Consider the following 22,613-nt stretch of genomic DNA (forward strand, 5'->3'; position numbering starts at 1 on the left):
CATAAGGAACTGACTGAATGACCGAATTTACCACACGCCCCGAGATCCTTGGCACATTCGGCGTCGTCACCTCGACGCACTGGATCGCATCGGCCGTGGGCATGGCAATCCTCGAAAACGGAGGTAACGCCTTCGACGCCGCGGTTGCCACCGGCTTCGTGCTGCAGATCGTCGAACCGCATCTCTGTGGCCCCGGCGGCGACATGCCTGCCGTCTTTTATTCAAAGAAGAAGGACAAGGTCGAAGTCATCTGCGCGCAGGGGCCTGCTCCGAGTGGCGCCACCATCGAGCACTATACCTCGGAGGGGCTCAAGCTGATCCCCGGCGATGGTCTGCTTGCAACCGTCATTCCCGGAGCCTTCGATGGCTGGATGCTGATGCTGCGCGACTACGGCACGATGAGCGTGCGCGAGGTGCTGGAACCAGCCATCTATTATGCCGAATACGGACATCCGACTCTGCCGCGCGTTTCCGCCACCATCAAGGGGCTGGCAGAATTCTTCGAGAAGGAATGGCCGACATCCTACGAGACTTGGCTGCCGGGTGGTGCCGCACCCGAGCCGCACGCCCTTTTCAGGAATCCAGTACTTGCGGAAACCTACAAGCGGATCGTCACTGAGTCCGAAGCGCGTTCGGGTCGCGAAAACCAGATTGAAGCCGCACGCGACGCTTTCTATCTAGGTTTCGTGGCGGAAGCCATCGACACTTACGTAAAGACCGCTGAAGTCATGGATGCAAGCGGCACCAAGCACAAGGGCGTGCTGACGGCGCAGGATATGGCGGAATGGAGCGCGACAATCGAGGCGCCGCAGACGCTTGATTATCATGACTGGACGATTGCAAAGACGCCTGCCTGGGGGCAGGGACCGGTTCTGTTGCAGTCGCTCGCCCTGTTGAAAGGCTTCGATCTTGCGGCCATGGACCCGTCCGGCCCCGATTTCATCCACACCATCGTTGAGGCCATGAAGCTCGCCTTTGCCGACCGTGAGGTCTATTACGGCGATCCTGATTTCGGCCAGATTCCGACGGAATATCTTCTCTCTGAAAGCTACAATGCCGGGCGTCGTAAACTGATCGGCACCGAGGCATCGCTCGATCTGCGTCCCGGCATCGTGCCGGGTTACGAGAAGCAGGTGGACGCCACCATGGCCATGCTTGCCGAAATGAGTGGCAAGGGCACCGTCTACGAGCCCACCATGTCGCATCTTACCGAAAAACGCGGCGATACCGTGCATATCGATGTCATCGACCGCTGGGGCAACATGGTCTCAACCACGCCGTCCGGCGGCTGGCTGCAATCATCGCCAATCGTTCCGGGATTGGGCTTTGCGCTCAATTCCCGCGCCCAGATGTTCTGGTTGAAGGAAGGCCTGCCGACCTCGCTTGCACCGGGAAAACGCCCGCGCACCACGTTGACACCCTCGCTCGCGCTGCATCAGGGACGCCCTTCCATGGTGTTCGGTACTCCGGGCGGCGATCAGCAGGATCAGTGGCAGCTGCCCTTCTTCCTGCGTTATGCGCATCACGGCAAGAACCTGCAGGCGGCCATCGACATGCCGCTGTTCCATACCTCGCATTTTCCGGGCTCGTTTTATCCGCGCACCAGTTCGCCGGGCGAGATCATGGTGGAAAGCACCGTGGGTGATATCACGCTGCAGGAGCTTCGCCGCCGCGGACACAAGGTCACCGTTGCCGATGCGTGGTCGGTGGGCCGCCTGACTGCCGCAAAGCGGGATCCCGATGGCCTGCTGCGGGCCGCCGCAACCCCGCGACTGATGCAGGCCTATGCTGTGGGACGATGACATCATGAATACGACACCTGTTCTCTCCGTTAGAAACCTGACCACTTCTTTTCTCGTCGATGATGCTTGGAAGAGCGTCGTCCGTAACGTCTCCTTCGATGTCGCTCCGGGCGAAACCGTCGCGATTGTCGGTGAGTCCGGTTCGGGAAAGTCCGTCACCTCGCTGTCCATCATGCGCCTGCTTAGCCCCGCTTTCAGCCGGATTGAGGGTGAAGTTCTCTTGAACGGGCGCAATCTTCTGGCGCTTTCCGAGAAGGAAATGCGGGGCGTGCGGGGCAACGACGTCTCGATGATATTTCAGGAGCCTATGACGTCGCTCAATCCGATCTTCACGATCGGCCGCCAGATTTCCGAGGTCCTCATCCGGCACAAGGGCTTTTCGAAGCAGCAGGCAAGGGCGGAGACGGTCCGGCTTCTCGAAAAGGTTCGTATTCCCAACGCGGCCGGTCGCTTTGACGAGTATCCGCATCAGTTTTCCGGTGGCATGCGCCAGCGCGTGATGATCGCAATGGCGCTCGCTTCCCGGCCGAAACTGCTGATCGCCGATGAACCGACGACCGCGCTCGACGTCACCATTCAGGGCCAGATTCTCGATCTGATCAAACTGCTTCAGGAAGAGGAGGGCATGTCGGTCCTCTTCATTACTCATGATATGGGCGTCGTGGCGGAGATCGCCGACCGCACCATTGTCATGTTCCGGGGCGATGAGGTCGAGACCGGACCGACCGGGGATATATTCCAGCGCGGCAAGCATCCCTATACGCGGGCGCTGCTTTCGGCGGTGCCGAAGCTCGGCTCGATGCGCGACCGGCAGTGGCCGACGCGCTTTCCGGTCCTCGACATGAAAACCGGCCTGTCGACCGAGCCGGTAGAAGTGGCCGAAACGGTTGCGAGCGGAAAGACACCTGTCCTGTCGGTCAAGAACCTCGTGACGCGGTTTCCCATCCGCTCCGGCCTTTTGGCCCGGCAGACGGGTGCGGTTCACGCGGTCGAAAACGTCTCCTTCGATCTGTTTCAGGGGGAGACGCTTGCACTGGTCGGCGAGTCCGGTTGCGGAAAGTCGACGACCGGCCGCTCGATCATGCGTCTTGTCGAACCGACGGCCGGCGAGGTTTCGCTCGATGGTTACGATGTGATGCGGCTCGATACCGTCGGCCTGCGCAATATGCGTAAGTCCGTACAGATGATCTTTCAGGATCCGTTCTCGTCGCTCAATCCGCGCATGACGGTGGGTACGGCGATTTCCGAACCCTTCATCAAGCACAAACTGGGCACCACGAAGCAGGCGAAGGAAAAGACTGCCGATCTCCTCGAAAAGGTTGGTCTAACCGCCGACATGGCGAGCCGCTATCCTCACGAATTTTCCGGCGGCCAGCGCCAGCGCATCGCGATTGCCCGTGCGCTTGCCCTCGATCCGAAGGTCATTGTTGCCGACGAAAGCGTGTCGGCTCTCGATGTTTCGATCAAGGCGCAGGTCTGCAACCTGCTCCTCGACCTGCAACAGAGCCTCAATCTCGCCTTCCTCTTCATCTCCCACGATATGGCGGTGGTGGAGCGTGTCAGCCATCGCGTCGCGGTGATGTATCTCGGTGAGATTGTGGAGATCGGTCCGCGCGCTGCTGTCTTCGACAATCCGCAACATGCCTACACGAAAAAACTCATGGCGGCAGTGCCGGTACCCGATCCGGCGCGACGCGGAATAAAGCGCGGCATATCCAACGATGAACTGAAAAGCCCGATACGGCCGATGGGATTTCAAACGCCGACGCGAAACTATAAAACCGTTTCCCCCGGCCATCTGGTTCAGGTTGTTTAAGGCAATTCTGGCATTGCGGATTGAAAAACCGTGAAGTTTCGCACCGCTATCCGCTATTCTGAGCGGAATATTTTTTACAGCCTTGCTCAACGCGCGTCGTCAAAAGTGGTTCCCATATGAATCGAAAATAAAACGTTCGATTCAATGCGCCGCATATTCTAGTTTGCGCGCGAATGAGGTGCATGCCGGGAATTTACAACTGTGATTAGTTTTTCGCCTTTTGCTCAGCGAAGCCTGTTTATGCTCGCTGTGGGTGTTGCAATATTGACCGGAATGGTCGCCACTTCGCTGTGGCTGGTGCAGGTGAACAACCGGTACTCGCAAGAAACAGCCGAGTTGCGCCGTGTGCGGGCAGCCATTCTCGATATCCTGACGTCGATGCAGGACATTGAAACGGGGCAGAGGGGTTATCTGCTGACCAACAACATTGAGTATCTGGGCCCTTATCAGGAGGCCTTGAGCCTGTTGCCGCAGAGGCAGTCCAGACTTCTCGAAGTGCTGAAGGACCAGAAGCAATACGAGCAGGATCTGACGGATCTCGGTAATGCCGTCGCCAACAAGCTGGCTGAAACCCAGGAAACCATCGATCTGCAAAAGGCAGGACGCATCACCGAGGCAGTCGAAGTCGTCCGTGAGAATGACGGCAAACGGTTCATGAACGAAATCAGGGCGATCTTGTCGAAGCTGCAATCGCAGACCGACGATCGGCTCCGCATCATCGTCGGAGACCAACTTGGCGCCGCCAATACATTGCAATGGGTAACGCTCGGCGGCACGCTGGCGATCCTGCTTGTTGTCGGCGGTTCAATCTTTCTGGTTTTCACATATATCCGTGCGTTGAACCGGTCTCGGGAAGATGTTGACGAGTTAAATCGCCATCTGGAGGAGCGGGTTGAGGAAAGAACCCGTGATCTTCGCAGCGCCAATCAGGAAATTCAGCGCTTCGCCTATATCGTCACGCATGATTTGCGTGCGCCGCTCGTCAATATCATGGGGTTCCTCTCCGAATTCGATACGTCCCTGAAGCCGGTCACCGCATATGTGCTCGCAGACGGCAAAATGCCTTCCGACGACGTGGTTCGGGATGCCAGACTGGCTGTCGAGGAAGATCTTCCCGAGGCGATCAGTTTCATCCGCTCTTCGACACGCAAGATGGACCAGCTGATCAATGCGATCTTGAAGATATCGCGCGATGGTCAGCGAAAGCTGCAACCGGAAAAAGTCGACATAGAGACATTGCTGTCATCGCTCTCCGAGACGGTTCGTCACCAGATCAATGCCAATGGCGGCGAGATCAGTGTCGAGACATCAAAGCTGACAGTCGTGACGGATCGTATCTCTCTCGACCAAATCCTTGGCAATCTTTTCGACAATGCGGTGAAATACCAGATGCCGGGACGACCGCTGCGATTGACTGCCCGTGCTTATCCGTCCGGGCGGGGTGCCATCAGCATCGAAGTCAGCGACAACGGGCGTGGCATTGGCGAGCATGATCTGGAACGGGTGTTCGAACTCTTTCGCCGCGCCGGTGATCAGGATCAACCGGGGGAAGGCATCGGCCTTGCCCATGTTCGGTCGCTAATAAGAAGTTTAGGAGGAGACATTAAGGTGAGTTCCGAACTTGGCAAAGGCAGTACATTTACATTGCTGTTGCCGAGCGATCTCAGAAAAGTGACGAAAGAAGGCGAAAAATGAAGGCAACCGGTCAAGAGGTAACGATCATTATGATCGAGGATGACGAAGGTCATGCTCGGCTGATCGAGAAGAACGTACGTCGCGCAGGTGTGAATAACGAGATCATGCCCTTTACGCTCGGTGCAAAGGCACTCGACTACATCCTCGGTGAAAACCGCGATGGCGTTGTCAGCAAAGATCGATATCTTCTCGTTTTGCTCGATCTTAACCTCCCTGATATGTCGGGTATCCGAATTCTCGAGGAGATCAAGAGTAACGAATATACGCGCCGTTTGCCGGTGGTCGTTTTGACGACGACGGATGACGAAACCGAGATTCAGAAATGTTATGACCTTGGTGCAAATGTCTATATAACCAAGCCGGTCGACTACGAAGGCTTTGCGAGTGCGATAAAGAACCTCGGCCTGTTCTTCTCCGTAATTCAAGTACCTTGAAGGCATGATGGCATTGCGCGTTTTGTATGTTGATGATGATCCGGCTCTGGCGCGGCTTTCCAGCCGGATCCTCGGTCGTCACGGAATGGAGGTGGTCCATGCCGCATCCGTGGCGTCCGGGCTCAAGATGTTTCAAGACGAGCAGTTCGATATCGTCGTTCTGGACCATTACTTCCAGACATCGACGGGAATGGAGTTCCTTGCCGCGATTCAGTCCTTGCCGGGGCGGGTTCCCGTTCTTTATGTAACGGGATCGAACGAAGCCCAGATCGCGATCGACGCCCTCAAGGCGGGTGCCGCCGACTACGTCATAAAGAATGTCGGTGACGACTTTTTCCCGCTGTTGCTTACGGCTATCGATCAGTCGCTGGAAAACCATCGTCTGCGTCAGACGAAGGAGGAATCCGACCGGTTGCTGGTGAAGGCCAAGGAACATGCGGAAATGATGGTGAAGGAGATGAACCATCGGGTGGCCAACAGCCTCTCGCTGGTATCCGCCATGATTCGCCTGCAGATAAACACCATCAAGTCTGAGGAAGCCGAAGTCGCCTTGCTGGAAACCCAAAGCAGGATTTCGGCGATCGCCGGCGTTCACCGCAGCCTTTACAATACCGACAATATAGGTCTGGTATCGCTTAATTCGTACCTGACGTCGATCATCGATGGGTTGTTTCAGGCGGTTCCCGGATCTTCGTCCATTACCGTCGAAACATCGCTTTGTGACATCAGCCTCAAGGCAGACCATGCCGTAGCTCTGGGTGTCATCATCACCGAGCTGCTGACCAACGCGCTGAAATACGCTTATCCAGATCAATCCGGCACGGTTCGCGTCGAACTTTCGGAAGAAAATCGGCAATTTGTTCTCGTTGTCGAAGACGATGGTGTCGGTTCAAAGCCCGACGCATCTCCGCGTGGTACTGGCCTCGGAACAAAGCTGATTATGGCAATGGCTCAGAACATTGGTGCTCGCGTCGAGCAAACGCATACGCACCCGGAACAGGCCAAGGGAACGCGTTACACGATGACCTGGAGCGAGACGTAAACGCCGATAGCTTCGGTTTTTAAATATAATTCTAATTTAGTGATTTAATACAATTGGCGCCGCGCTTGGGCAGCTGGAACGTAAGCTTGCCTGGGAGTTGACAGGCATGCAACAGCTCAAGGCCCGGCGTCTGTATATACCGGGATGGTCAGGAAGCCGTCTGATGCGAATTGGCTTCAGGCACCTGTTCTGACGATGCCGTCAAAACCATCATCGTGCACGGGCACGCTTGGCAAGAAGAGCGGATGTCGCAGAAATGCGATCAGACTGTTCCTTTGCAAGACGTGCTTCCCGCAGCCGCAAGGTCTTGGCGTCGCGGGACTGCGTGATCGAATCAAGCTCGTCGAGCGCTTTGTCCTTTGCGAAGAACGGCGTCTGGATGTTGCTGAAGGCAACCTCGGCCTTCTGGCGCGAGATACTGTATTTTTCTGTCATGGGTGTTCCGGTGGTAAGGCTCGACATGCGAGCGGAAAACAAAAGGCCAGACAATTTGCCTGGCCTTGATTGGTTCGGGGTGCTTCCGGCAGTGCCAGTACATCCGTGGTCAAAGGGAAGCAAAACCCGTTAGGCAGCCTGCAGATTGCAGGCCGACATTTTGCCGGACTTGTTGTCGCGTTCCAGGTCGAAGCCGATCTTCTGGCCCTCGACGAGTTCGCGCATACCAGCCCGCTCAACGGCGGAGATATGAACGAAGGCATCTGTGCCGCCGTTGTCAGGCTGAATGAAGCCGAAGCCTTTAGTGGAATTAAACCATTTAACTGTGCCAGTGGTCATGATGAACCCTTTCATAGCGATAGAGGACCCACAGCACTGAGAAGCGCTGCGAACATTGATAGCGATTTTGAAAGGAAAGGTTCGTTCAGAACGCGGTGCCAATCGCGCAACAAGCAAAGCTAAGCAAGCAAATTCGATGGTTCGTTATAGCGTGCTTGCACGGTCGCGTCAACTATTAGTTTTTCTAATTTTTGCGTCTCGACAAAAAGTTGTGCTTGGCCATCCCTTTTACTCGCTCTGCATTGTTTTCAGCGGGAAGGTCTTCACGCAGTATCGCCGTGCAGGCGGATTCCACAGACGTTTTGCCAGACTCTTTTATTGGGGCTCATGCCGCGGTTCAAGGTCTCCCGCTTCTGACACGAGACGTAGGCCGATATCGATCCTGTTTCCCAACCGTGACATTGATCGCTCCTGAACAGGAAAGCCTACAGATACGGTACCGAGACAATTGTATGTTGTAGGCCCCCGCAAATAGCTGCAGGGGCCATGCAACATCAGATGAGGTCGCGTTTGTAGCGCTCATCCCACTTCCGGGTTTTGACGAGGCTGCCATTTTCGAGTGCCGAAAGTTCTCCGGTCAGGTAGAAATTCTCCCTGTCGGAGCGCATCTCGGTGCGGCTCTCGATCTTGATGCGCCACCCATCCCGGCCAATTTCATATGTCTGGGTGAGGACGTATTTCGCGGAGAGGGGATCTCCGTCGCGAATGGTCAATTCACGCCGCAGACTATGGCTGAGTTCGGTGTCGATGTCGTCAAACCGCAACACGCCCTCGCCGAACAAGCCGCCCACGCCTTCCGTGACATAGGTGTTGATACCCGTCTCATGGTCCTGCTCGGTCCAGCGGCGGACCGTGCCGGGATCGACCTGCGTCATGGGTGTCGATGGGCCGTGGGCAGGGGCCTCGAAACGCACAGGCTTGTCGTCACCGGTGGCACGCACGGGCAGGTCAAGCGCGCTTTCTGCAACGGAAACGCTGATCGTCGCATCGTAAGGCGATGTCCATACCATCGGCCAGTAGGCCGTGGCGATGGCGAGTTGCAGCCGGTGCCCTTTGGCAAAACGATAACCGCAATCATTGAGCTTGATTGCGACATCGTAAAATTTGCCGGGTTCCAATGCTTCCGGATTTTCGTGGCTATCGCGGTGGGTCAGGTTGAAAACCTGATAACTGACACGTGTGACGCGGCCATCCGGCAGGACGTCGTTGAGGCGCAGTGAAATCTGCGCGACAGGGCAATCTGCGGCAATGCGCAGACGCGCTACCGGCGCACCGAGAATATCGAAATCCTCTTCCATCAAGGCGGTTTCGAAAACGAGCGCGCCACCGTTGTCGAGCCGCTGATCGGTTGGATGTTCGCCGGGGCATCCGGTCGCCATCCATTCCCCGCCCGCCTTGCCGTGGCTTTGCGGCGAACGAATGCTGAGAATTGCCGGTTCGCTTGCCGTATCGCGCAGTTCCTTCGCTGCACCGGGGTAAAGTGAGCGGGTTGCAATTTCAGGCGAAGGCCATGTTGCTTCGCCCACCCAGCGGCCTTGCGTCGTCGTGCGCGTACCGGTCGGTTCGATCGTGTCGCTGACGAAGGCGCGCAGCATCGGCTCGTCCATGACGCCGGTGTCCTTGCCTTTCAGCCAATGGTCCCACCAGCGCGTTGCTTCCTGCAGGAAGCCAATTGCGGGACCGGGAACACCATCTTGGGGGTAGATATGGCCCCACGGACCGATGATGCCGCGACGCGGGACCTGAAGGTTCTCCAGAAGCCGCGGGACGGCATTGGTATAGCTGTCCGCCCATGCGCCGATGGCAAGGACTGGGCATTCAATGGCGCTCCAGTCTTCGCAGACCGAGCCGTGTTTCCAGTAATCGTCGTAACGTTGGTGTTCCAGCCAGAGTGCGGGAAAGAAGGGGAGCTTCTCCAGGCGCTCGATCCAGCTGTCGCGCCACGTGTCGCCAACGATCTCCGGATCGAGCGGACGGCTCTGATAAGCAAGCATGATGGTGCCCCACCACAGATTGTCGTTCAGCAGCAGGCCGCCCATGTAGTGAATGTCGTCGGTATAACGGTTGTCGGTCGAATAGGCGGTGATGACGGCTTTCAGTGCCGGCGGACGGCGGGCGGCCACCTGCAGGCCGTTGAAGCCGCCCCAGCTCTTGCCCATCATGCCGACATTGCCGCTGCACCACGGCTGGCGGGCAATCCAGTCGATCACCTCGAGTGCGTCGTCCTGTTCCTGCTTCAGATATTCGTCTGCCATGTGGCCATCGGATTCGCCGGTGCCGCGCATGTCCACGCGAATTGCGGCATATCCCTGGCTGGCAAAATAGCCGTGCATCGGCTCGTCGCGTCCGCGGGTTCCGTCTCGCTTGCGATAGGGAATATACTCGAGAATGGCGGGAACCGGCGATTGTTCCGCGCCCTCCGGCAGCCAAAGGCGAGCACCAAGGCGTACGCCATCGCTCATGGGAATCCAGATATGTTCTTCAACGCGTATTGTCATTTGGGGTATTCCAGTCGGGTCATTTGAAGCGGGCATCGCTTTGCCGGGAGACAACAATGAAAGAATGCGAGGCGACACCCATCAAAGAGTGAACCGCCCCGCAGATCATGCGGCGGGGAGGCCACGTTTTGCCAGCACGCCATCCAGCCAGTCGCGCCGCAGTTCGGGGACCGAGGTGATGAGCTGTTCGGTATACGGTTGGTAAGGAGGTGCAAAAACCTCCTTGGTCGTGCCGGTTTCGACAATGCGGCCATGCTGCATCACCATCGTCCTGTCGGCGAGCCGGCGAACGACGCCGAGGTCATGGGTGATGAACAGATAGGAGACGCCCAGTTCATCCTGCAACGAGCGCAACAGTCTGAGAATTTCTTCCGCCACGAGAGGATCAAGTGCCGATGTCACCTCGTCGCAGATGATAAGATCGGGTCTTGCGGCAAGTGCGCGTGCGATACACACGCGCTGCTTCTGCCCCCCGGAAAGCGCTTTTGGCAGGCGCTCTGCAAACTCCCGGGGCAGACCGATCAGGTCCAGCAACCGGTTCACCTCGGAGGCGCGCTCATCTTCATTCATTCCGAAATAGAACGACATGGGACGGCCGATGATCTCGCCGACGGTGTGGCGTGGATTGAGCGCCACATCCGGAAGCTGGTAAACGAGCTGGATACGGCGAAGATCTTCGCGCGAACGTCTGGAGTACTTGTCCGCAAGCCGGTGTCCAGCCAGCGAAACGACACCGGAAGATTGCGGCGGCAACCCGGCGATAACCCTGGCCAAAGTGGATTTTCCCGACCCGGATTCACCCACGACTGCCAGTGTTTCGCCCTTTCGGATTTCGCAGTGAACGTTGTCCAGCACCTTCTTGCGACCGTAGTAGGCGGTGACGCCACGCGCTTCCAGCAGGATTTCACCACCCCTGTTCTGGACGGATTCGCCGGACATGCTGGCTTGGCGTTCGGAAACAAGGCGGCGCGTATAGTCTTCCTGCGGGTGCTCGAGGATATCCTCGGCAGAACCTGCTTCTACCTTTTTGCCATGGCGCAAGACCATGATGCTGTCAGCAATCTGCGCGACGACGGCAAGGTCATGCGTGATGTAGAGGGCGGCGGTATTGTAGCGCTGGATGAGGCTGCGGAGCAGGGCCAGAACCTCTATCTGCGTGGTGACATCGAGTGCCGTTGTGGGTTCGTCCAGCACGAGTATGTCAGGGCGGCATGACATCGCCATGGCCACCATCGCGCGCTGTAACTGCCCACCGGAGACCTGATGCGGGTAACGGTCGCCGAAATTCTGATAATCGGGAAGTTGCAGCGCTTGCAGCAGTTCCAGCATCCAGGCTTCGGCTTCCCGCCGGTTCATGACGCCGTGGTAAAGCGGTCCCTCGATAATCTGTTCGCCAATCTTCATGGCAGGGTTGAACGCCGCAGCTGCACTTTGCGCCACATAGGCGATGCGCGCACCGCGCGCCGCCTCACGACCGGCGCGATCGACCGTCATCAGCGAAACGCCATTCACGACGATTTCTCCACCAACGATTCGGCAACCGTTTCGGCCATATCCCATGGCGGCAAGCCCGATGGTGGATTTACCGGCACCGGATTCACCGATCAGCCCTTTGACCTCACCGCGCTTGAGATCCAGATCGATACCATCAACCAGAATTGCTCCATTCGGTGCAGCAACTTTCAGGCCGCGAATTTGCAGGACCTCATTGTTACTCATCGGTCTGCTCCCTGAATTGCGCTGCGGCCAGCCAGCAGCCAGTCCACGACTAGATTGACGCCGATGGTGAGAACGGCGATGGCAGCGGCCGGATATAGCGGTGCGTAGAGACCGTAAAGAATGGCCTGCTGGTTGTCCTTCACCATGCCGCCCCAGTCTGCGAAAGGTGGCTGAACGCCAAGCCCGAGAAAGGACAGGCCGGCCACGAACAGAAAGGTGAAGCAGAAACGCAGGCCGAATTCCGCAATGAGCGGCGGCAGGGCATTGGGCAGTATCTCCCTGAACACTAGCCAGATCAGGCCTTCTCCGCGCAGGCGCGCGGTCTCGGCATATTCCAGCACATTCACGCCCTGGGCGACAATGCGCGCCAGACGGAAGACGCGGGTGGAATCCAGAAGCGCAATGGTCACTATCAGAACGGGGATGGACGAGCCTAGCGCCTGCAGCACGACAAGAGCCGAGATCAGCACTGGAATACACATGACAGTGTCGACGATGCGCGAAAGAACCATATCGAGCCAGCCGCCGAAGATAGCCGCGATGAAACCAAGCGTGATCCCGATTGTGAAGGAGAGCAGGGACGCCGCCAGCGAAACGCCGATGGAGATTTGCGCACCGGCCAAAAGGCGCGACAGCATATCGCGTCCGTTCTGATCAAGGCCAAACCAGTGCATTGCCGAAGGCGGATCGAAAGGCGAACCGACGATCTCCTCCTGCCCGAAAGGCGCGATATGCGGACCGGCTGCGAACAGGACGATGTTGACCGAAATGATGAAAAGACCGACCCATGCGGTTGGGGTGATGGTGCGGAGCATTTTCATCGGGGATGCCTCAGGCGCGGGTTAAGCGCAATTGCCGACACATCGGCAATGATGTTTAGAATGACGTAGGTTGCGCCGAAAACGAGGGCTGCTGCCTGTACCAGCGGAAGGTCCCGCTTCGAAACGGCATCGACCATGAAACGGCCAAGGCCATTATAGTTGAACACGGCCTCTACCAGCACCACACCGGTGATGAGATAGGCGATGTTGAACGATACGACGTTGACGATCGGGGCCGCGGCGTTGGGAAGCGCGTGGCGAAGAACCACGCGTTTGGTCCGCAATCCCTTGAGATAGGCTGTTTCGACATAGGCCTGATCCATCACCGCAAGAACGGCGGTGCGGGTCATGCGCAGCATCTGCGCCACAGTCACCAGAACCAGCGTCAGAGCAGGAAGCGTGGTGGCTTTCAGCCAATCCGCAAAGCCCATGCCCGGATAAGTGTCAGCAAGGCTCGGCAAAAGATTGTACTGCACGGACACGAAAAGGATCAGCAACAGGCCCAGAAAATATTCCGGAAGGGAAACAAAGCCCAGCGCAACGATGTTGACAGCCCGATCGAACAAGCTGCCGCGCCAGATGGCACTGAACAGACCCAGAAGTACGGCAACCGGAACGGACACGACGGCGGCATAAAGCGCCAGCGCCATGGTGTTCCAGAACCGCGGCCATAAGAGAGCTGCAACGGGCTGGTGGTTTGCCAGCGAATTTCCAAGGTCGCCGGTCACGAAACCGCCGAGCCAGGAAAGATAACGTTGCAGAAGGGGCTGCTCCAGACCGAGATCGGCGCGCAGCACGGCGAGAGATTCAGGCGTCGCATTCTGTCCGAGTATTGCCGACGCCACATCTCCGGGAAGAAGCTGAGTGCCGGCGAAAATAAGCGCCGACACCAGCAGAAGCGTCAAAATACCCAAAGCAATGCGCTTCAGGATAAGCTTAGTCATTATGCGTCCAACCAGACCTTTTCAGCGAGACGGGCACCCATGAAGTTGAACATCGGATGCGTGGTCACGCCCTTCAGTTTCTTGGATGTCGCATCCAGATAATCTCCGAACATCGGGATCATGGCGCCGCCCTCATTGGAGATGAGCGCCTGAAGCTCGGCATAGATTTCCTTGCGCTTCGCATCATCGAGAAGTGCACGCGCCTCGATGAGTTTCCTGTCGAAGTTTTCGTTCTTCCAGTGCGTATCATTTTGCGCCGAGGTGGACTGGTAAGCGATGGTCAGCATCTGGTCTGCTGTCGGGCGTCCGCCCCAGTATGACATGCAGAATGGAGCTTTCATCCAGACGTTGTCCCAGTAGCCATCGGCGGGTTCGCGCTTGATCGAAACATCGATGCCGCCCTTGGCCGCACTCGTGCGGAAAATCGCCGCTGCATCCACAGCGCCGGAGAAGGCGGCGTCGGAAGCGGAAATCTCTACCTTGAGCGTATCGAGGCCAGCCTGCTTCAGATAAAACTTCGCCTTCTCGGGGTCGTAGGGACGCTGCGCCAGATCCGCGGCATAAAAGCGGTCAGAACTCGGGATCGGATGATCGTTCCCGATGCGGCCGTAGCCACGCAGCGCGGTTTTCAAAAGCTGCTCGCGGTCGATGGCGTGCTTGATGGCAAGGCGGATATTGTTGTCCTTGTATGGCGCCTGCGTGCAATCCATCAGGAACGTGAAGTGCTGGCCGCCAGCCGATTGGACGATGTTGAGGTTGGGGTTACGGCGCAGCAGGTCTACTGTCTTGAAGTCGAGTTGGTTGATCGCATGGACCTGACCCGACATCATGGCATTGGTGCGTGCGGCGATATCGTTGATGACGATGACTTCCACGGCGTCAACGTGAGCGGCATTCGGCTTCCAGTAATTCGGATTACGGGTAAAGCGCGAACGAACGCCCGGATCGTAGCTTTCGAACACGAATGGCCCGGTGCCGACAGGTTTGCTGAAATCCGTCCAGCCTTCAGGCACAACGAGGAAATGGTAGTCGGACAGGATGTAAGGAAGGTCGGCATTGCCGCTTTCGAGGACGATCTTGACCTCGGTGTCGGAGAGCTTGTCGACGCTCTTGAGCGCAGACGCGACCGAGCGTGCCGCAGAGGTGGTTTCGCCACGGTGCAGGTTGATGGAGTAGATGACGTCTTCCACCGTCAGGGTCTTGCCGTTGTGGAAGGTGACACCCTGACGCAGCTTGAAGACCCACTCCACGGCGCCGGGCTGCGCTTCCCAGCTTTCGAACAATTCAGGCACAGCGTGATTGCTGGCATCGATCTCGACAAGGCCGTTCATGATCATGAAGGCCTGATTGACCGGCACCCAGTCTTTCAGGATGCGGGGATCGAGGTTATCCGTGGTGCTGCCGCCGCCGATACCCAATTTCAAAACGCCACCCTTCTTCGGTGTGTCCGCGCCTTGCGCACTGGCGTCTGTGATGAAACCGGCAGAAAGCGCCGCGAGGCTGGCCGCGCCGGCAAGAAAATGCCGCCGGTCGAGCGAGAAGGAAAAGGGGGAGGATGTCATGTTTGGGTTCCCTGTTTTTTATCGGGGCCGGACGAGGCGCGGCTGGCAGTGGCGTATCGTACTCGACGGTTCGGCACTAGATACCGATGCGCGCAGGGGGGTATGATTTTTGCGCATGGGGTCATGAAATCTGAGCGCATCCGGTTATCTGCGAAGCGGAGTAAAGGGATGCGCCGGAGCGGGTCCGGTGTAGCAGGCGCTCGCCGGGCGGGCGTGTTTATGGAGTGGTTACAAATGGGGCTAGCGGATCTTGTCGGCCTTGCAGGAGCGTTTTTTTATCTCTTCGCCTATGCCCTGTTGCAGCTACGACTTCTGACGATAGAAGACTGGCGCTACACTCTCTTAAATGTTCTGGGTGGCGTGTTTCTGATCTACTCGCTGATATGGAATTTCAACCTCGGCTCGCTGATTTCACAGGTCGCCTGGCTGCTGTTCACCATCATCGGCTACGCGCGGTTCCTCCTGGACCGGCGCCGCAAGACACCTCCTGCGCAGGCATGACGGGTTTCAGCGCGCGGTTTTATGGTTGTCTGCAATCAGCCAATCGGACACCTCGCGCACAATTTTACGCTGGTGGCGATCTGCCGGTCGCATCAGGTAAAATTTGCCTTCCGAGCGCATGGCATGGGAATGCACAGGAACGAGCGCTCCGCTATCCAGTTGGTCGCGGATGAGCCAGGTCCACCCAAGCGTTGCACCAAGCCCCTGCGATGCCGCCGCGACGCAGAGGCCATAGTCTCCGAGTTTCCACTGGATTGCATCCTGTGGCGGCAACAGGTGTGACGAGCGCCACCAGTCGCTCCAATCCTGCCATTCCCGCATCGAATCTTCGATGGAGATCAAAACCGGTGCCCTCTGCTCCATAAGATTGGTCATGCCGCGGGCAGAAACGGGGACGACCTCCTCCTGGCCGAGTTCCGATAGCCAGACGCCAATCGGTCTTTCCTTGCGATAGAAAATAGCCAGGTCGAATTCATCCAGACGCAGATGTGCCACATCGTCAGTTACCCGCACCCGCAATTCGATGCCGGGAATATCGCGTTTCAGTTTCTGCAGGCGAGGCATGAACCATTGATCCGCAATCCCGCGAGAGCAGGCGATGGTGATCTGGCTGGCGCCGGTCCACGAGCGGACGCCGTCCGTGACACTTGCGATATCGAGGATCAGCCGCGATATATCGATCGAGTAGTTTTCGCCGATGGTCGTCAGTCGCACGCCTGTCGGCACGCGCTCGAAAAGCTTGGAGCCAATGAACGCCTCCAGCTTGCCGATCTGCCGGCTGACGGCGCTCTGTGTCAGGCCCAGCTCGTTGCCCGCGCGGGAGAAGCTGCCCAAACGGGACGCTGCCTCAAAAACAACAAGCGCCTCCAGCGGCGGCAATCTAAAAGACGGTTGCATTCAGGTTCCCAAAAACAGAGTTTGCGATCCGATACACCGCCGCCGCAAACTCTTCAATTTTTTTGGGATTCCATGCTGCGCTGAGGCTTTGCCACTAGAGCCTGTCTGTTACCCTCGACTAGGGCTGGCGGTCCGGCATTATCAGCCAGAACAATTGCATGAGGTCGCGCCAGGTTCGAGCCAGATCCTCGGCCGTCGATGTCAGCTCCCTGTAAATATAGATGCCCGCAAGCGTGAGAACGGCTGCAAGCGTTAGAACGGCCAACAGCACCCAAGGCCAGATGAGGCGTTTGCTCTTTGGCTTTGGTTCGGGCTTTGTGTCCAGATTGGGGTTCAATCACCGTCTCCTCATTCGCTTGAGGACTATGACGAAAACCGCGGGACTGCAACCGGAGGGGATACATCGCGCCCCTTCAAACCACTGGCACATAAAAGAATAACAGGTCTGCATTGACTGGGGCGGGGCAGTGGGCCGCGCCGCCTTGACGCCGCTTCACCCTTTCGCAGTGATCGAAACGCGAAGCCGGCATCTGCCACAATTGTGGAGTTTTTGCCACGAAAACATCAAGATTCATTCAGCCACAGTTCACCGGCAAGGGCGCTAAATCCCTCCATCCCGGAAGGAGGGAGATGAAATGCGTAAGATGATTTTAAGCGCTGGAATAATTCTCGGTGCCCTGTTCGGCAGTGGCGCGAACGCGATGCCTGTCGGTCAACCGGCCGCACCCCTGGCATCCAACGTTCAAAGTGTGGACTATGCTTGCGGACGCGGCTTTCATCTATCGCCGCGCGGATATTGCCGGCCCAATGGACCGCCGAGATATGAGCGCGGCTGGGACAGACGTGATCGCTGGGAAGCCCGCAGGGAGTGGCGTGAACGTCAGGCCCGCAGAGAATGGCGCGAGCGCAGAGATTGGCGCGAACATCGCGAATGGCGAGACCGTCGCGACTATCGATGGTAATGAAAACAGGCCCTCTCCGAACCGGGAGGGCCTTTTCCGTCTGGGTGCGTCTTGAGTTTTTAGCGACGATCTTCAACGCATAGATTGATCGGTTTGCGCCAATTGCCGTCATAAATCATTTGGGCCGAACTCTTCCCAAATGATCCAAGGTTTTGACGCGTTTGCCGGGAGTGCCACAGAACTGGTCGGTGGAAGTTCGACCTTTACTATCTTCCATCATAATGGGGGCAATGGACCAAGAAGGTGCGGTCATTCCATAGCCCGTTATTCTAGCTTCCCGGTGCTGCGGCTGATCCTGCAAGAATGCCGCCATCGATGTTCAGTTCGGCCCCAGTCATATAAGTTGCCTCGTCAGATGCGAGCAGGACTGCCAGTGCGGCTACCTCCTCGGCTCTGCCAAAGCGTTGCATGGGCGTTTCTTTGACCAGCGAAGCTTCACGATCTTTGCGGTCCGGGCCATTTCCCAACATCGGCTCCCACATCGGTGTCATCACGGCTGCAGGGTGAATTGAATTGCACCGGATGTTCAGGCCCTGACCGGCGCAGTATAGGGCCACGCTCTTGGTGTGGTTGCGGACGGCGGCCTTGGATGAGGCGTAGGCCGCTGCCATTGGAATTCCGACAAGCCCTGAGCGTGAGGAAATGTTGATAATCGACCCCGCACCATTTGCTCGCATGGCGCGGATTGCATAACGGCAGCCCAGAAAGGTGCCATCCAGGTTGACCGCATGGACCTTGTGCCAATCAGCAAGTTGGGCATTTTCTGGATCATGGGCTGGCGGGGCCCCTTCGAACGGTCCTTCAAAGCCTGTTATTCCCGCATTGTTGACGACGACGTCCATCTTGGGAAATTGACTGGCAATTTTCGCCCAGTCTGCCTCGCATGCGACGTCGAGACGGACAAACCTCCCGCCGATTGAGCCTGCGGTCAACAAGCCGCCATCCACGTCTATATCGGTAACGATGACCTGTGCCCCCTCGTCAGCAAACGCTTGGGCGATAGCCGCACCAATTCCGCGCGCCGCGCCGGTCACGAGTGCGGTCTTTCCAGAAAGTCTGGGCATGAATGTTCCTTTGATGCAAATGCTGAGCTAGCCGACGCGTCGTTTTAAAAAGACTGCGCTGTCATCGACGTAAGTCCGGATTATCGGCGATCTTTGTCCATGGTCATAAACTCCTCATCAGCATCCTTTATTTACCCACCACTGTCTTATTGGTCAAGAAATGCACCGTACTAGTCCGCCGATGGCTGCAATGGACGAACTCCACCGGCGCGCATAAGCCCGCCAGCATCTGTCATGCGCAGATACTCCAGTCAGGTTTCGACAAAGAGCTTTTCGATCGCAAAATCGATGAAGGCGCGCAGCCGCGGCGCCATGAAGCGGGCTGATGGCCAGACAATTGAAAACTGGCCTGGTGCGGCGAGATGCTCGTTCAGGACCGTCTCGAGCAGGCCATCCCTGATGGCGTCCGTCGCCAGGAATTCAGGCATGTAAGCGAGCCCCATCCCGTCAATCGCCGCCGCCCTTATCGCCTCCATATTGCCGCAGGTAAGGGCGATACGCATGCTCAACAGGGGGTTGTCGCCGTTTTCCAGCAGCCATTCCTGAAACCTGCCGGAGGTCGGAAAGCGGAAGCGCAATGCTTCATGCTCTTGCAATTGGCTGGGGTGCCGGGGCGTGCCCATTCGTTGAAAATAGTCCGGCGACGCGCATAAAATGAAGCGGAATGGACCAAGACGCCGCGCTATCAGGCTGGAATCATCAAGCTCGCCACTGCGGATTGCAGCATCGAAGCCGCCCTCGATCAGATCGACGCGCCTGTCGTTAAAGTCGAGTTCCAGATCGATATCGGGATAACGCCGGCGAAATTCAGGCACGATCGGCAGCAGAAAGCGGTATCCGATTGTCGGAAGCGTCACGCGCAGACTGCCGCGGGGCAGGGCCAGATTGTCCGTTACTGCTTCATGTGCGTCGCGCAGATCGGTCAGGATGGACCGATACCGCTCAAACAGCATTGCCCCTTCATTGGTCAGGGAGACCTGCCGGGTGGTGCGATTGAACAGCCGTACGCCCAGAGATGCCTCCAGTCGGGCAACGCTTTTTCCGACAGCAGAAGGTGACAGCCCCAGGCTCTGCCCGGCCTTGGCAAAATTCAGCCTTTCGGCAACCCGGACGAAGGCATCGATCTCGCTCAACTTATCCATTGTCACTGATTAGAGAATTTTAATCCGCAATGAAAGGCCCGTGAGGCCGATTGTCGAATTCATGTCGTCTGATGAGGATGGATGCCGATACGCGACCTTGGTGTCGCGATGCCATTTCACGATTGGAGTTCGCATGAACGACGCCCCTCATAGATCCTCAGCCAGCCGGAATTCGGTATTGGTGGCGGTGTGTCTTGCCGCCTTGACCCTTCCTTTGAACTTCTCCGCCGGTGCGGTTGCCACACCGGCTATCGGGCAGGACCTCGGGGGATCGCCTGCATCCCTCACCTGGATCACCAATGCCTTCATGCTGGCTTTCGGAAGTCTTCTGATGGCGGCAGGCGCGCTGGCAGATCGATATGGCAGAAGGCGGGTGTTCTTGATCGGCCTTGCGCTGTTTACCGGCTTCTCCTTTGCGCTTGGATTTGCGCCTTCGGTGTGGATCATCGATCTGCTACGTGCCGGTCAAGGCGTGGGCGCCGCCGCGGCCCTGGCCGGAGGTACGGCCGCACTTGCGCAGGAATTCGACGGCCACGCTAGGACGCGTGCCTTTGGGTTGCTTGGAACGACCTTCGGCGTCGGTCTTGCATCTGGTCCGCTGCTGACGGGATTGATGATCGAAACGGTCGGATGGCGGGCAATATTCCTTGCCGGCGGCCTGATCGGCCTCCTTGCCCTGATCCTCGGCCCGCCACGGATGCGTGAAACGAGGGATCCCAATGCGGCGGAACTCGACTGGCTGGGCGCTGCAAGCTTTACCCTCACACTCACCCTCTTCACCGTTGCGATGATCGAACTGCCTGTTCTCGGGTCTAACGGTCTCATCGCTTTCAGCACAGGATTTGCGTTTTCGCTTGCAGCCTTCGTCTTGATCGAAATGCGGGCAGCGCGGCCAATGCTGGACTTATCGCTGTTCCGTTATCCGCGGTTCGTGGGGGTGCAGCTATTGCCAATCGCCACCTGCGCCTGTTTCGTTGTTCTTCTTGTTATCATTCCGTTGCGCCTCATCGGTATCGAGCAACAAGGAGCAATCGGGGCGGGGTTCATCATGTTGGGACTGTCGGCTCCGATGCTGGTGGTGCCTATAGTCGCGACGATGTTGGCGCGTCATGTTTCGCCGGGCATGCTCTGCGGCATCGGCCTGCTGATCTCCGCCTCTGGCCTCGTCTGGCTTGCCGGCTTCACCGCAGAGGATGGAGCCATGATCGTTCTGCCCATGCTCGTCATTGGGGTGGGCGCCGGCCTGCCATGGGGCCTGATGGATGGCTTGTCCGTTGGCGTCGTGCCGGTGGAGCGTGCGGGAATGGCGACCGGCATATTCAGTACCGTGCGGGTTGCCGGTGAGGGCATCGCGCTTGCAGTCGTCAGCGCCGCCCTGTCGGCATTGACCTCGGCATCCCTCGGACGGCTGGCGCCTTTGTCTACGCCCCTCTTGAATCAGACAGGTCAGCGTCTGGCAGTGGGCGACCTGGCGGGTGCAGCGGCAATATCGTCCCACATCGGGGACGACCTGTTGCGGGATGCCTATCAGACTGCGTTTTCGACACTTTGCTGGTGGCTTGCCGCGGTGACGACGCTATGCGCCATCGCAGTCCTTTTCCTGCTGCCCAATAGTGCTGCGGTCGCAGACAAGGTGACGGCTCCGTAGATTATCGGGAACGAACACGGTGTTCCCGGTTGGGCATGGAGGAGGAGAGTCCAGTGATGCGGCCGAAGAACATTTGCGGGCATATCCTTTGATATGCTCCGCCGGCCCGCCTTCCGGGCGATCTCCTACTCATGTTCCGTTGTTCAATGGACTACACTACGGGAGCAGGCAAGATCGCCTCTTTCACAGCCAGTTCTGCCATGGCGAGGGCGGCATCGCGGGTTTTGGCGGCGGCAATAAACCGGCCATTGTGGCAGAAACTCGCGCCTTCAATGCCACAAACGGCTTCCAGATCGCCATTTGTAAGGCCCGCCCATGCCGCAGGCAGGTCTGCCCGCAGTTCAAAGCCTTCATCTGCGCGACGGATACCGGTCAGACACCAGTCCTTGTCACGCGGGTGAACGACAAACAGCAGATTGTCTGCGCCCGCCTTCACAATGGCGGGCCGAAACGGCATACCCATCGGCAATTCCAGAATATGACCTTCACCGGCATCGACGATAGCCTGCATTACAAGCGCCTCGGCGCGCAGTTTCGCAGCGCTTTTGGCTATTTTCGCCTCGACGAAGCTGCGGGCAATGACGAGCGCCGCGTGGAAACTGCGATCATCGGCTTCGGGGTCGGTCTCGTCAAAAACAGGTTTCAGAGTTTCCAGCAGGACAGGCAGTGTCAGCGCAACCAGCGGCCCGGCGACGGAGGGGCTGACCGCACCATTGTCGACCAGATCGACCGGCAGCACAAAGCTGCCATCGAAAGAGGTATGGACGGTTTCGACATGTTCATCGGGGATGCCGAAGGTGGCAAGATAGTCCCGGCCGAAATGCTTCCAGATCAGTCCGAATGAACTATATGGTTGACCGTCATCCCTCAGCGGCGCGCCACGCTGATGGTGATCGAATATCCTGCTTGTCGCGTTATAGGCGCCGCCGACATCGTAGATGATGCGGTCCACCCCGGGGGTGATCCATTCCGGCGCCCTGCTGCGGACGATGCGGGCCTGCGGGAAAAGTCGGGTCAGGATGACGCTGGACAGCAGTTCGTCGGCATGGAAGCCACCGGAATGGGTGACGAGAAAATCCGGGATCATGTCAGGATACGCCTTGTTGCTTGCGGGAGGTCCGCCTGGAATTGAGGCACCTGATACCCTTTGCCCGACGCCATCTCAACCCGTCATTCGCCGCTTCTGTATCATATTGCCGGTGTGGGACTGGCTCCACTCGTAGCGGAAGGTAACGCCGCTCCCCTTATCGCCTTCCTGCACTACGTTGGTTTCCGTGTTTCGTATGTACTGG

Annotated in this window: 20 protein-coding genes and 1 pseudogene; 9 read left to right on the forward strand and 12 right to left on the reverse strand. The window is 57.8% G+C overall.

What is annotated here, in order from left to right; genetic code table 11:
* The first annotated feature begins 17 nt into the window (after nucleotides 1–17).
* The 5 genes from AC5SEO_RS04305 to AC5SEO_RS04325 all read left to right on the forward strand — a co-directional run bounded on the left by AC5SEO_RS04305 (nucleotide 18) and on the right by AC5SEO_RS04325 (nucleotide 6,789).
* A complete protein-coding gene (locus tag AC5SEO_RS04305; RefSeq protein WP_495363741.1) occupies nucleotides 18–1,802 on the forward strand; it encodes a gamma-glutamyltransferase family protein in 1,785 nt (594 codons plus the stop codon).
* A gap of 4 nt (nucleotides 1,803–1,806) precedes the next feature.
* Nucleotides 1,807–3,618 (forward strand): ABC transporter ATP-binding protein, encoded by a 1,812-nt coding sequence (locus AC5SEO_RS04310; protein ID WP_111828465.1) that lies wholly within the window; start codon nucleotides 1,807–1,809, stop codon nucleotides 3,616–3,618.
* A gap of 240 nt (nucleotides 3,619–3,858) precedes the next feature.
* Nucleotides 3,859–5,313 carry a sensor histidine kinase gene (locus AC5SEO_RS04315; protein ID WP_003517745.1) on the forward strand — a complete coding sequence of 485 codons (1,455 nt, stop codon included), beginning with the start codon at nucleotides 3,859–3,861 and terminating at the stop codon, nucleotides 5,311–5,313.
* Nucleotides 5,310–5,747, forward strand: coding sequence for a response regulator (locus AC5SEO_RS04320; protein ID WP_003517744.1), 438 nt, complete (start codon nucleotides 5,310–5,312; stop codon nucleotides 5,745–5,747). Before AC5SEO_RS04315 ends, AC5SEO_RS04320 begins: the two co-directional genes overlap by 4 nt.
* Nucleotides 5,748–5,751: 4 nt before the next feature.
* On the forward strand, nucleotides 5,752–6,789 hold the full coding sequence (locus AC5SEO_RS04325) for a sensor histidine kinase (protein ID WP_038493696.1): 1,038 nt from the start codon (nucleotides 5,752–5,754) through the stop codon (nucleotides 6,787–6,789).
* 210 nt (nucleotides 6,790–6,999) lie between these two features.
* Here AC5SEO_RS04325 and AC5SEO_RS04330 read toward each other — a convergent pair whose 3' ends face one another.
* Together AC5SEO_RS04330 and AC5SEO_RS04335 are read right to left on the reverse strand one after the other, a co-directional pair.
* On the reverse strand, nucleotides 7,000–7,224 hold the full coding sequence (locus AC5SEO_RS04330; protein WP_003517740.1) for a hypothetical protein: 225 nt from the start codon (nucleotides 7,222–7,224) through the stop codon (nucleotides 7,000–7,002).
* A gap of 129 nt (nucleotides 7,225–7,353) precedes the next feature.
* Entirely contained in the window at nucleotides 7,354–7,563 is a 210-nt protein-coding gene (locus AC5SEO_RS04335; protein ID WP_003517737.1) for a cold-shock protein, read from the reverse strand.
* Nucleotides 7,564–7,787: 224 nt separating this feature from the next.
* Here AC5SEO_RS04335 and AC5SEO_RS04340 point away from each other — a divergent pair.
* Nucleotides 7,788–8,024 (forward strand): annotated as a pseudogene (locus AC5SEO_RS04340) (type II toxin-antitoxin system VapC family toxin); the annotation flags it as partial.
* A 33-nt stretch (nucleotides 8,025–8,057) separates the two neighbouring features.
* Here AC5SEO_RS04340 and AC5SEO_RS04345 read toward each other — a convergent pair.
* The 5 genes from AC5SEO_RS04345 to AC5SEO_RS04365 all read right to left on the reverse strand — a co-directional run bounded on the left by AC5SEO_RS04345 (nucleotide 8,058) and on the right by AC5SEO_RS04365 (nucleotide 15,107).
* Complete coding sequence (locus AC5SEO_RS04345) at nucleotides 8,058–10,061, reverse strand: CocE/NonD family hydrolase (RefSeq protein WP_495363742.1); 2,004 nt, start codon at nucleotides 10,059–10,061, stop codon at nucleotides 8,058–8,060.
* Between the two features lie 105 nt (nucleotides 10,062–10,166).
* The gene (locus tag AC5SEO_RS04350; RefSeq protein ID WP_045022873.1) at nucleotides 10,167–11,780 is read right to left on the reverse strand and encodes an ABC transporter ATP-binding protein; all 1,614 of its coding nucleotides are present in this window, start codon (nucleotides 11,778–11,780) and stop codon (nucleotides 10,167–10,169) included.
* Nucleotides 11,777–12,601: an ABC transporter permease gene (locus tag AC5SEO_RS04355; protein WP_019566413.1), complete on the reverse strand. Its 825-nt coding sequence runs from the start codon at nucleotides 12,599–12,601 to the stop codon at nucleotides 11,777–11,779. Before AC5SEO_RS04355 ends, AC5SEO_RS04350 begins: the two co-directional genes overlap by 4 nt.
* Nucleotides 12,598–13,545: an ABC transporter permease gene (locus AC5SEO_RS04360; protein ID WP_003517729.1), complete on the reverse strand. Its 948-nt coding sequence runs from the start codon at nucleotides 13,543–13,545 to the stop codon at nucleotides 12,598–12,600. Before AC5SEO_RS04360 ends, AC5SEO_RS04355 begins: the two co-directional genes overlap by 4 nt.
* The gene (locus AC5SEO_RS04365; protein ID WP_013761343.1) at nucleotides 13,545–15,107 is read right to left on the reverse strand and encodes an ABC transporter substrate-binding protein; all 1,563 of its coding nucleotides are present in this window, start codon (nucleotides 15,105–15,107) and stop codon (nucleotides 13,545–13,547) included. The genes AC5SEO_RS04360 and AC5SEO_RS04365 overlap by 1 nt, the downstream gene beginning before the upstream one ends.
* A 234-nt stretch (nucleotides 15,108–15,341) precedes the next feature.
* On the opposite strand from AC5SEO_RS04365, the gene AC5SEO_RS04370 reads away from it, so the two are divergent.
* Nucleotides 15,342–15,608 carry a CBU_0592 family membrane protein gene (locus AC5SEO_RS04370; protein ID WP_003517727.1) on the forward strand — a complete coding sequence of 89 codons (267 nt, stop codon included), beginning with the start codon at nucleotides 15,342–15,344 and terminating at the stop codon, nucleotides 15,606–15,608.
* Nucleotides 15,609–15,614: 6 nt separating this feature from the next.
* Here AC5SEO_RS04370 and AC5SEO_RS04375 read toward each other — a convergent pair whose 3' ends face one another.
* Both AC5SEO_RS04375 and AC5SEO_RS04380 read right to left on the reverse strand, forming a co-directional pair.
* Nucleotides 15,615–16,505 carry a LysR substrate-binding domain-containing protein gene (locus AC5SEO_RS04375; RefSeq protein WP_013761341.1) on the reverse strand — a complete coding sequence of 297 codons (891 nt, stop codon included), beginning with the start codon at nucleotides 16,503–16,505 and terminating at the stop codon, nucleotides 15,615–15,617.
* A 118-nt stretch (nucleotides 16,506–16,623) separates the two neighbouring features.
* Nucleotides 16,624–16,842, reverse strand: coding sequence for a hypothetical protein (locus AC5SEO_RS04380; protein WP_495363743.1), 219 nt, complete (start codon nucleotides 16,840–16,842; stop codon nucleotides 16,624–16,626).
* Nucleotides 16,843–17,140: 298 nt separating this feature from the next.
* Here AC5SEO_RS04380 and AC5SEO_RS04385 point away from each other — a divergent pair, with 298 nt between their 5' ends.
* Nucleotides 17,141–17,467 carry a GCG_CRPN prefix-to-repeats domain-containing protein gene (locus AC5SEO_RS04385; RefSeq protein WP_013761339.1) on the forward strand — a complete coding sequence of 109 codons (327 nt, stop codon included), beginning with the start codon at nucleotides 17,141–17,143 and terminating at the stop codon, nucleotides 17,465–17,467.
* Nucleotides 17,468–17,736: 269 nt separating this feature from the next.
* Here AC5SEO_RS04385 and AC5SEO_RS04390 read toward each other — a convergent pair whose 3' ends face one another.
* Both AC5SEO_RS04390 and AC5SEO_RS04395 read right to left on the reverse strand, forming a co-directional pair.
* On the reverse strand, nucleotides 17,737–18,531 hold the full coding sequence (locus AC5SEO_RS04390) for an SDR family oxidoreductase (RefSeq protein ID WP_495363744.1): 795 nt from the start codon (nucleotides 18,529–18,531) through the stop codon (nucleotides 17,737–17,739).
* A 251-nt stretch (nucleotides 18,532–18,782) separates the two neighbouring features.
* Nucleotides 18,783–19,673: a LysR family transcriptional regulator gene (locus tag AC5SEO_RS04395; RefSeq protein WP_495363745.1), complete on the reverse strand. Its 891-nt coding sequence runs from the start codon at nucleotides 19,671–19,673 to the stop codon at nucleotides 18,783–18,785.
* A 133-nt stretch (nucleotides 19,674–19,806) separates the two neighbouring features.
* Between AC5SEO_RS04395 and AC5SEO_RS04400 the strand changes: the two genes are divergently transcribed.
* Nucleotides 19,807–21,321 carry an MFS transporter gene (locus tag AC5SEO_RS04400; RefSeq protein ID WP_495363746.1) on the forward strand — a complete coding sequence of 505 codons (1,515 nt, stop codon included), beginning with the start codon at nucleotides 19,807–19,809 and terminating at the stop codon, nucleotides 21,319–21,321.
* Between the two features lie 151 nt (nucleotides 21,322–21,472).
* On the opposite strand, the gene AC5SEO_RS04405 is transcribed toward AC5SEO_RS04400, so the two are convergent.
* Nucleotides 21,473–22,408, reverse strand: a complete 936-nt coding sequence (locus AC5SEO_RS04405) for an MYG1 family protein (protein ID WP_495363747.1) — start codon at nucleotides 22,406–22,408, stop codon at nucleotides 21,473–21,475.
* Nucleotides 22,409–22,613: the final 205 nt, after the last annotated feature.

This window comes from Agrobacterium sp. K11, from assembly GCF_059429395.1.

What these genes read in the sequence shown, in the direction of transcription:
- AC5SEO_RS04305 (WP_495363741.1), top strand. Translation starts at nt 18, where the DNA reads ATGACCGAATTTACCACACGCCCCGAGATCCTTGGCACATTCGGCGTC.
- AC5SEO_RS04310 (WP_111828465.1), top strand. Translation starts at nt 1,807, where the DNA reads ATGAATACGACACCTGTTCTCTCCGTTAGAAACCTGACCACTTCTTTT.
- AC5SEO_RS04315 (WP_003517745.1), top strand. Translation starts at nt 3,859, where the DNA reads ATGCTCGCTGTGGGTGTTGCAATATTGACCGGAATGGTCGCCACTTCG.
- AC5SEO_RS04320 (WP_003517744.1), top strand. Translation starts at nt 5,310, where the DNA reads ATGAAGGCAACCGGTCAAGAGGTAACGATCATTATGATCGAGGATGAC.
- AC5SEO_RS04325 (WP_038493696.1), top strand. Translation starts at nt 5,752, where the DNA reads ATGATGGCATTGCGCGTTTTGTATGTTGATGATGATCCGGCTCTGGCG.
- AC5SEO_RS04330 (WP_003517740.1), bottom strand. Translation starts at nt 7,224, where the DNA reads ATGACAGAAAAATACAGTATCTCGCGCCAGAAGGCCGAGGTTGCCTTC.
- AC5SEO_RS04335 (WP_003517737.1), bottom strand. Translation starts at nt 7,563, where the DNA reads ATGACCACTGGCACAGTTAAATGGTTTAATTCCACTAAAGGCTTCGGC.
- AC5SEO_RS04345 (WP_495363742.1), bottom strand. Translation starts at nt 10,061, where the DNA reads ATGACAATACGCGTTGAAGAACATATCTGGATTCCCATGAGCGATGGC.
- AC5SEO_RS04350 (WP_045022873.1), bottom strand. Translation starts at nt 11,780, where the DNA reads ATGAGTAACAATGAGGTCCTGCAAATTCGCGGCCTGAAAGTTGCTGCA.
- AC5SEO_RS04355 (WP_019566413.1), bottom strand. Translation starts at nt 12,601, where the DNA reads ATGAAAATGCTCCGCACCATCACCCCAACCGCATGGGTCGGTCTTTTC.
- AC5SEO_RS04360 (WP_003517729.1), bottom strand. Translation starts at nt 13,545, where the DNA reads ATGACTAAGCTTATCCTGAAGCGCATTGCTTTGGGTATTTTGACGCTT.
- AC5SEO_RS04365 (WP_013761343.1), bottom strand. Translation starts at nt 15,107, where the DNA reads ATGACATCCTCCCCCTTTTCCTTCTCGCTCGACCGGCGGCATTTTCTT.
- AC5SEO_RS04370 (WP_003517727.1), top strand. Translation starts at nt 15,342, where the DNA reads ATGGGGCTAGCGGATCTTGTCGGCCTTGCAGGAGCGTTTTTTTATCTC.
- AC5SEO_RS04375 (WP_013761341.1), bottom strand. Translation starts at nt 16,505, where the DNA reads ATGCAACCGTCTTTTAGATTGCCGCCGCTGGAGGCGCTTGTTGTTTTT.
- AC5SEO_RS04385 (WP_013761339.1), top strand. Translation starts at nt 17,141, where the DNA reads ATGCGTAAGATGATTTTAAGCGCTGGAATAATTCTCGGTGCCCTGTTC.
- AC5SEO_RS04390 (WP_495363744.1), bottom strand. Translation starts at nt 18,531, where the DNA reads ATGCCCAGACTTTCTGGAAAGACCGCACTCGTGACCGGCGCGGCGCGC.
- AC5SEO_RS04395 (WP_495363745.1), bottom strand. Translation starts at nt 19,673, where the DNA reads ATGGATAAGTTGAGCGAGATCGATGCCTTCGTCCGGGTTGCCGAAAGG.
- AC5SEO_RS04400 (WP_495363746.1), top strand. Translation starts at nt 19,807, where the DNA reads ATGAACGACGCCCCTCATAGATCCTCAGCCAGCCGGAATTCGGTATTG.
- AC5SEO_RS04405 (WP_495363747.1), bottom strand. Translation starts at nt 22,408, where the DNA reads ATGATCCCGGATTTTCTCGTCACCCATTCCGGTGGCTTCCATGCCGAC.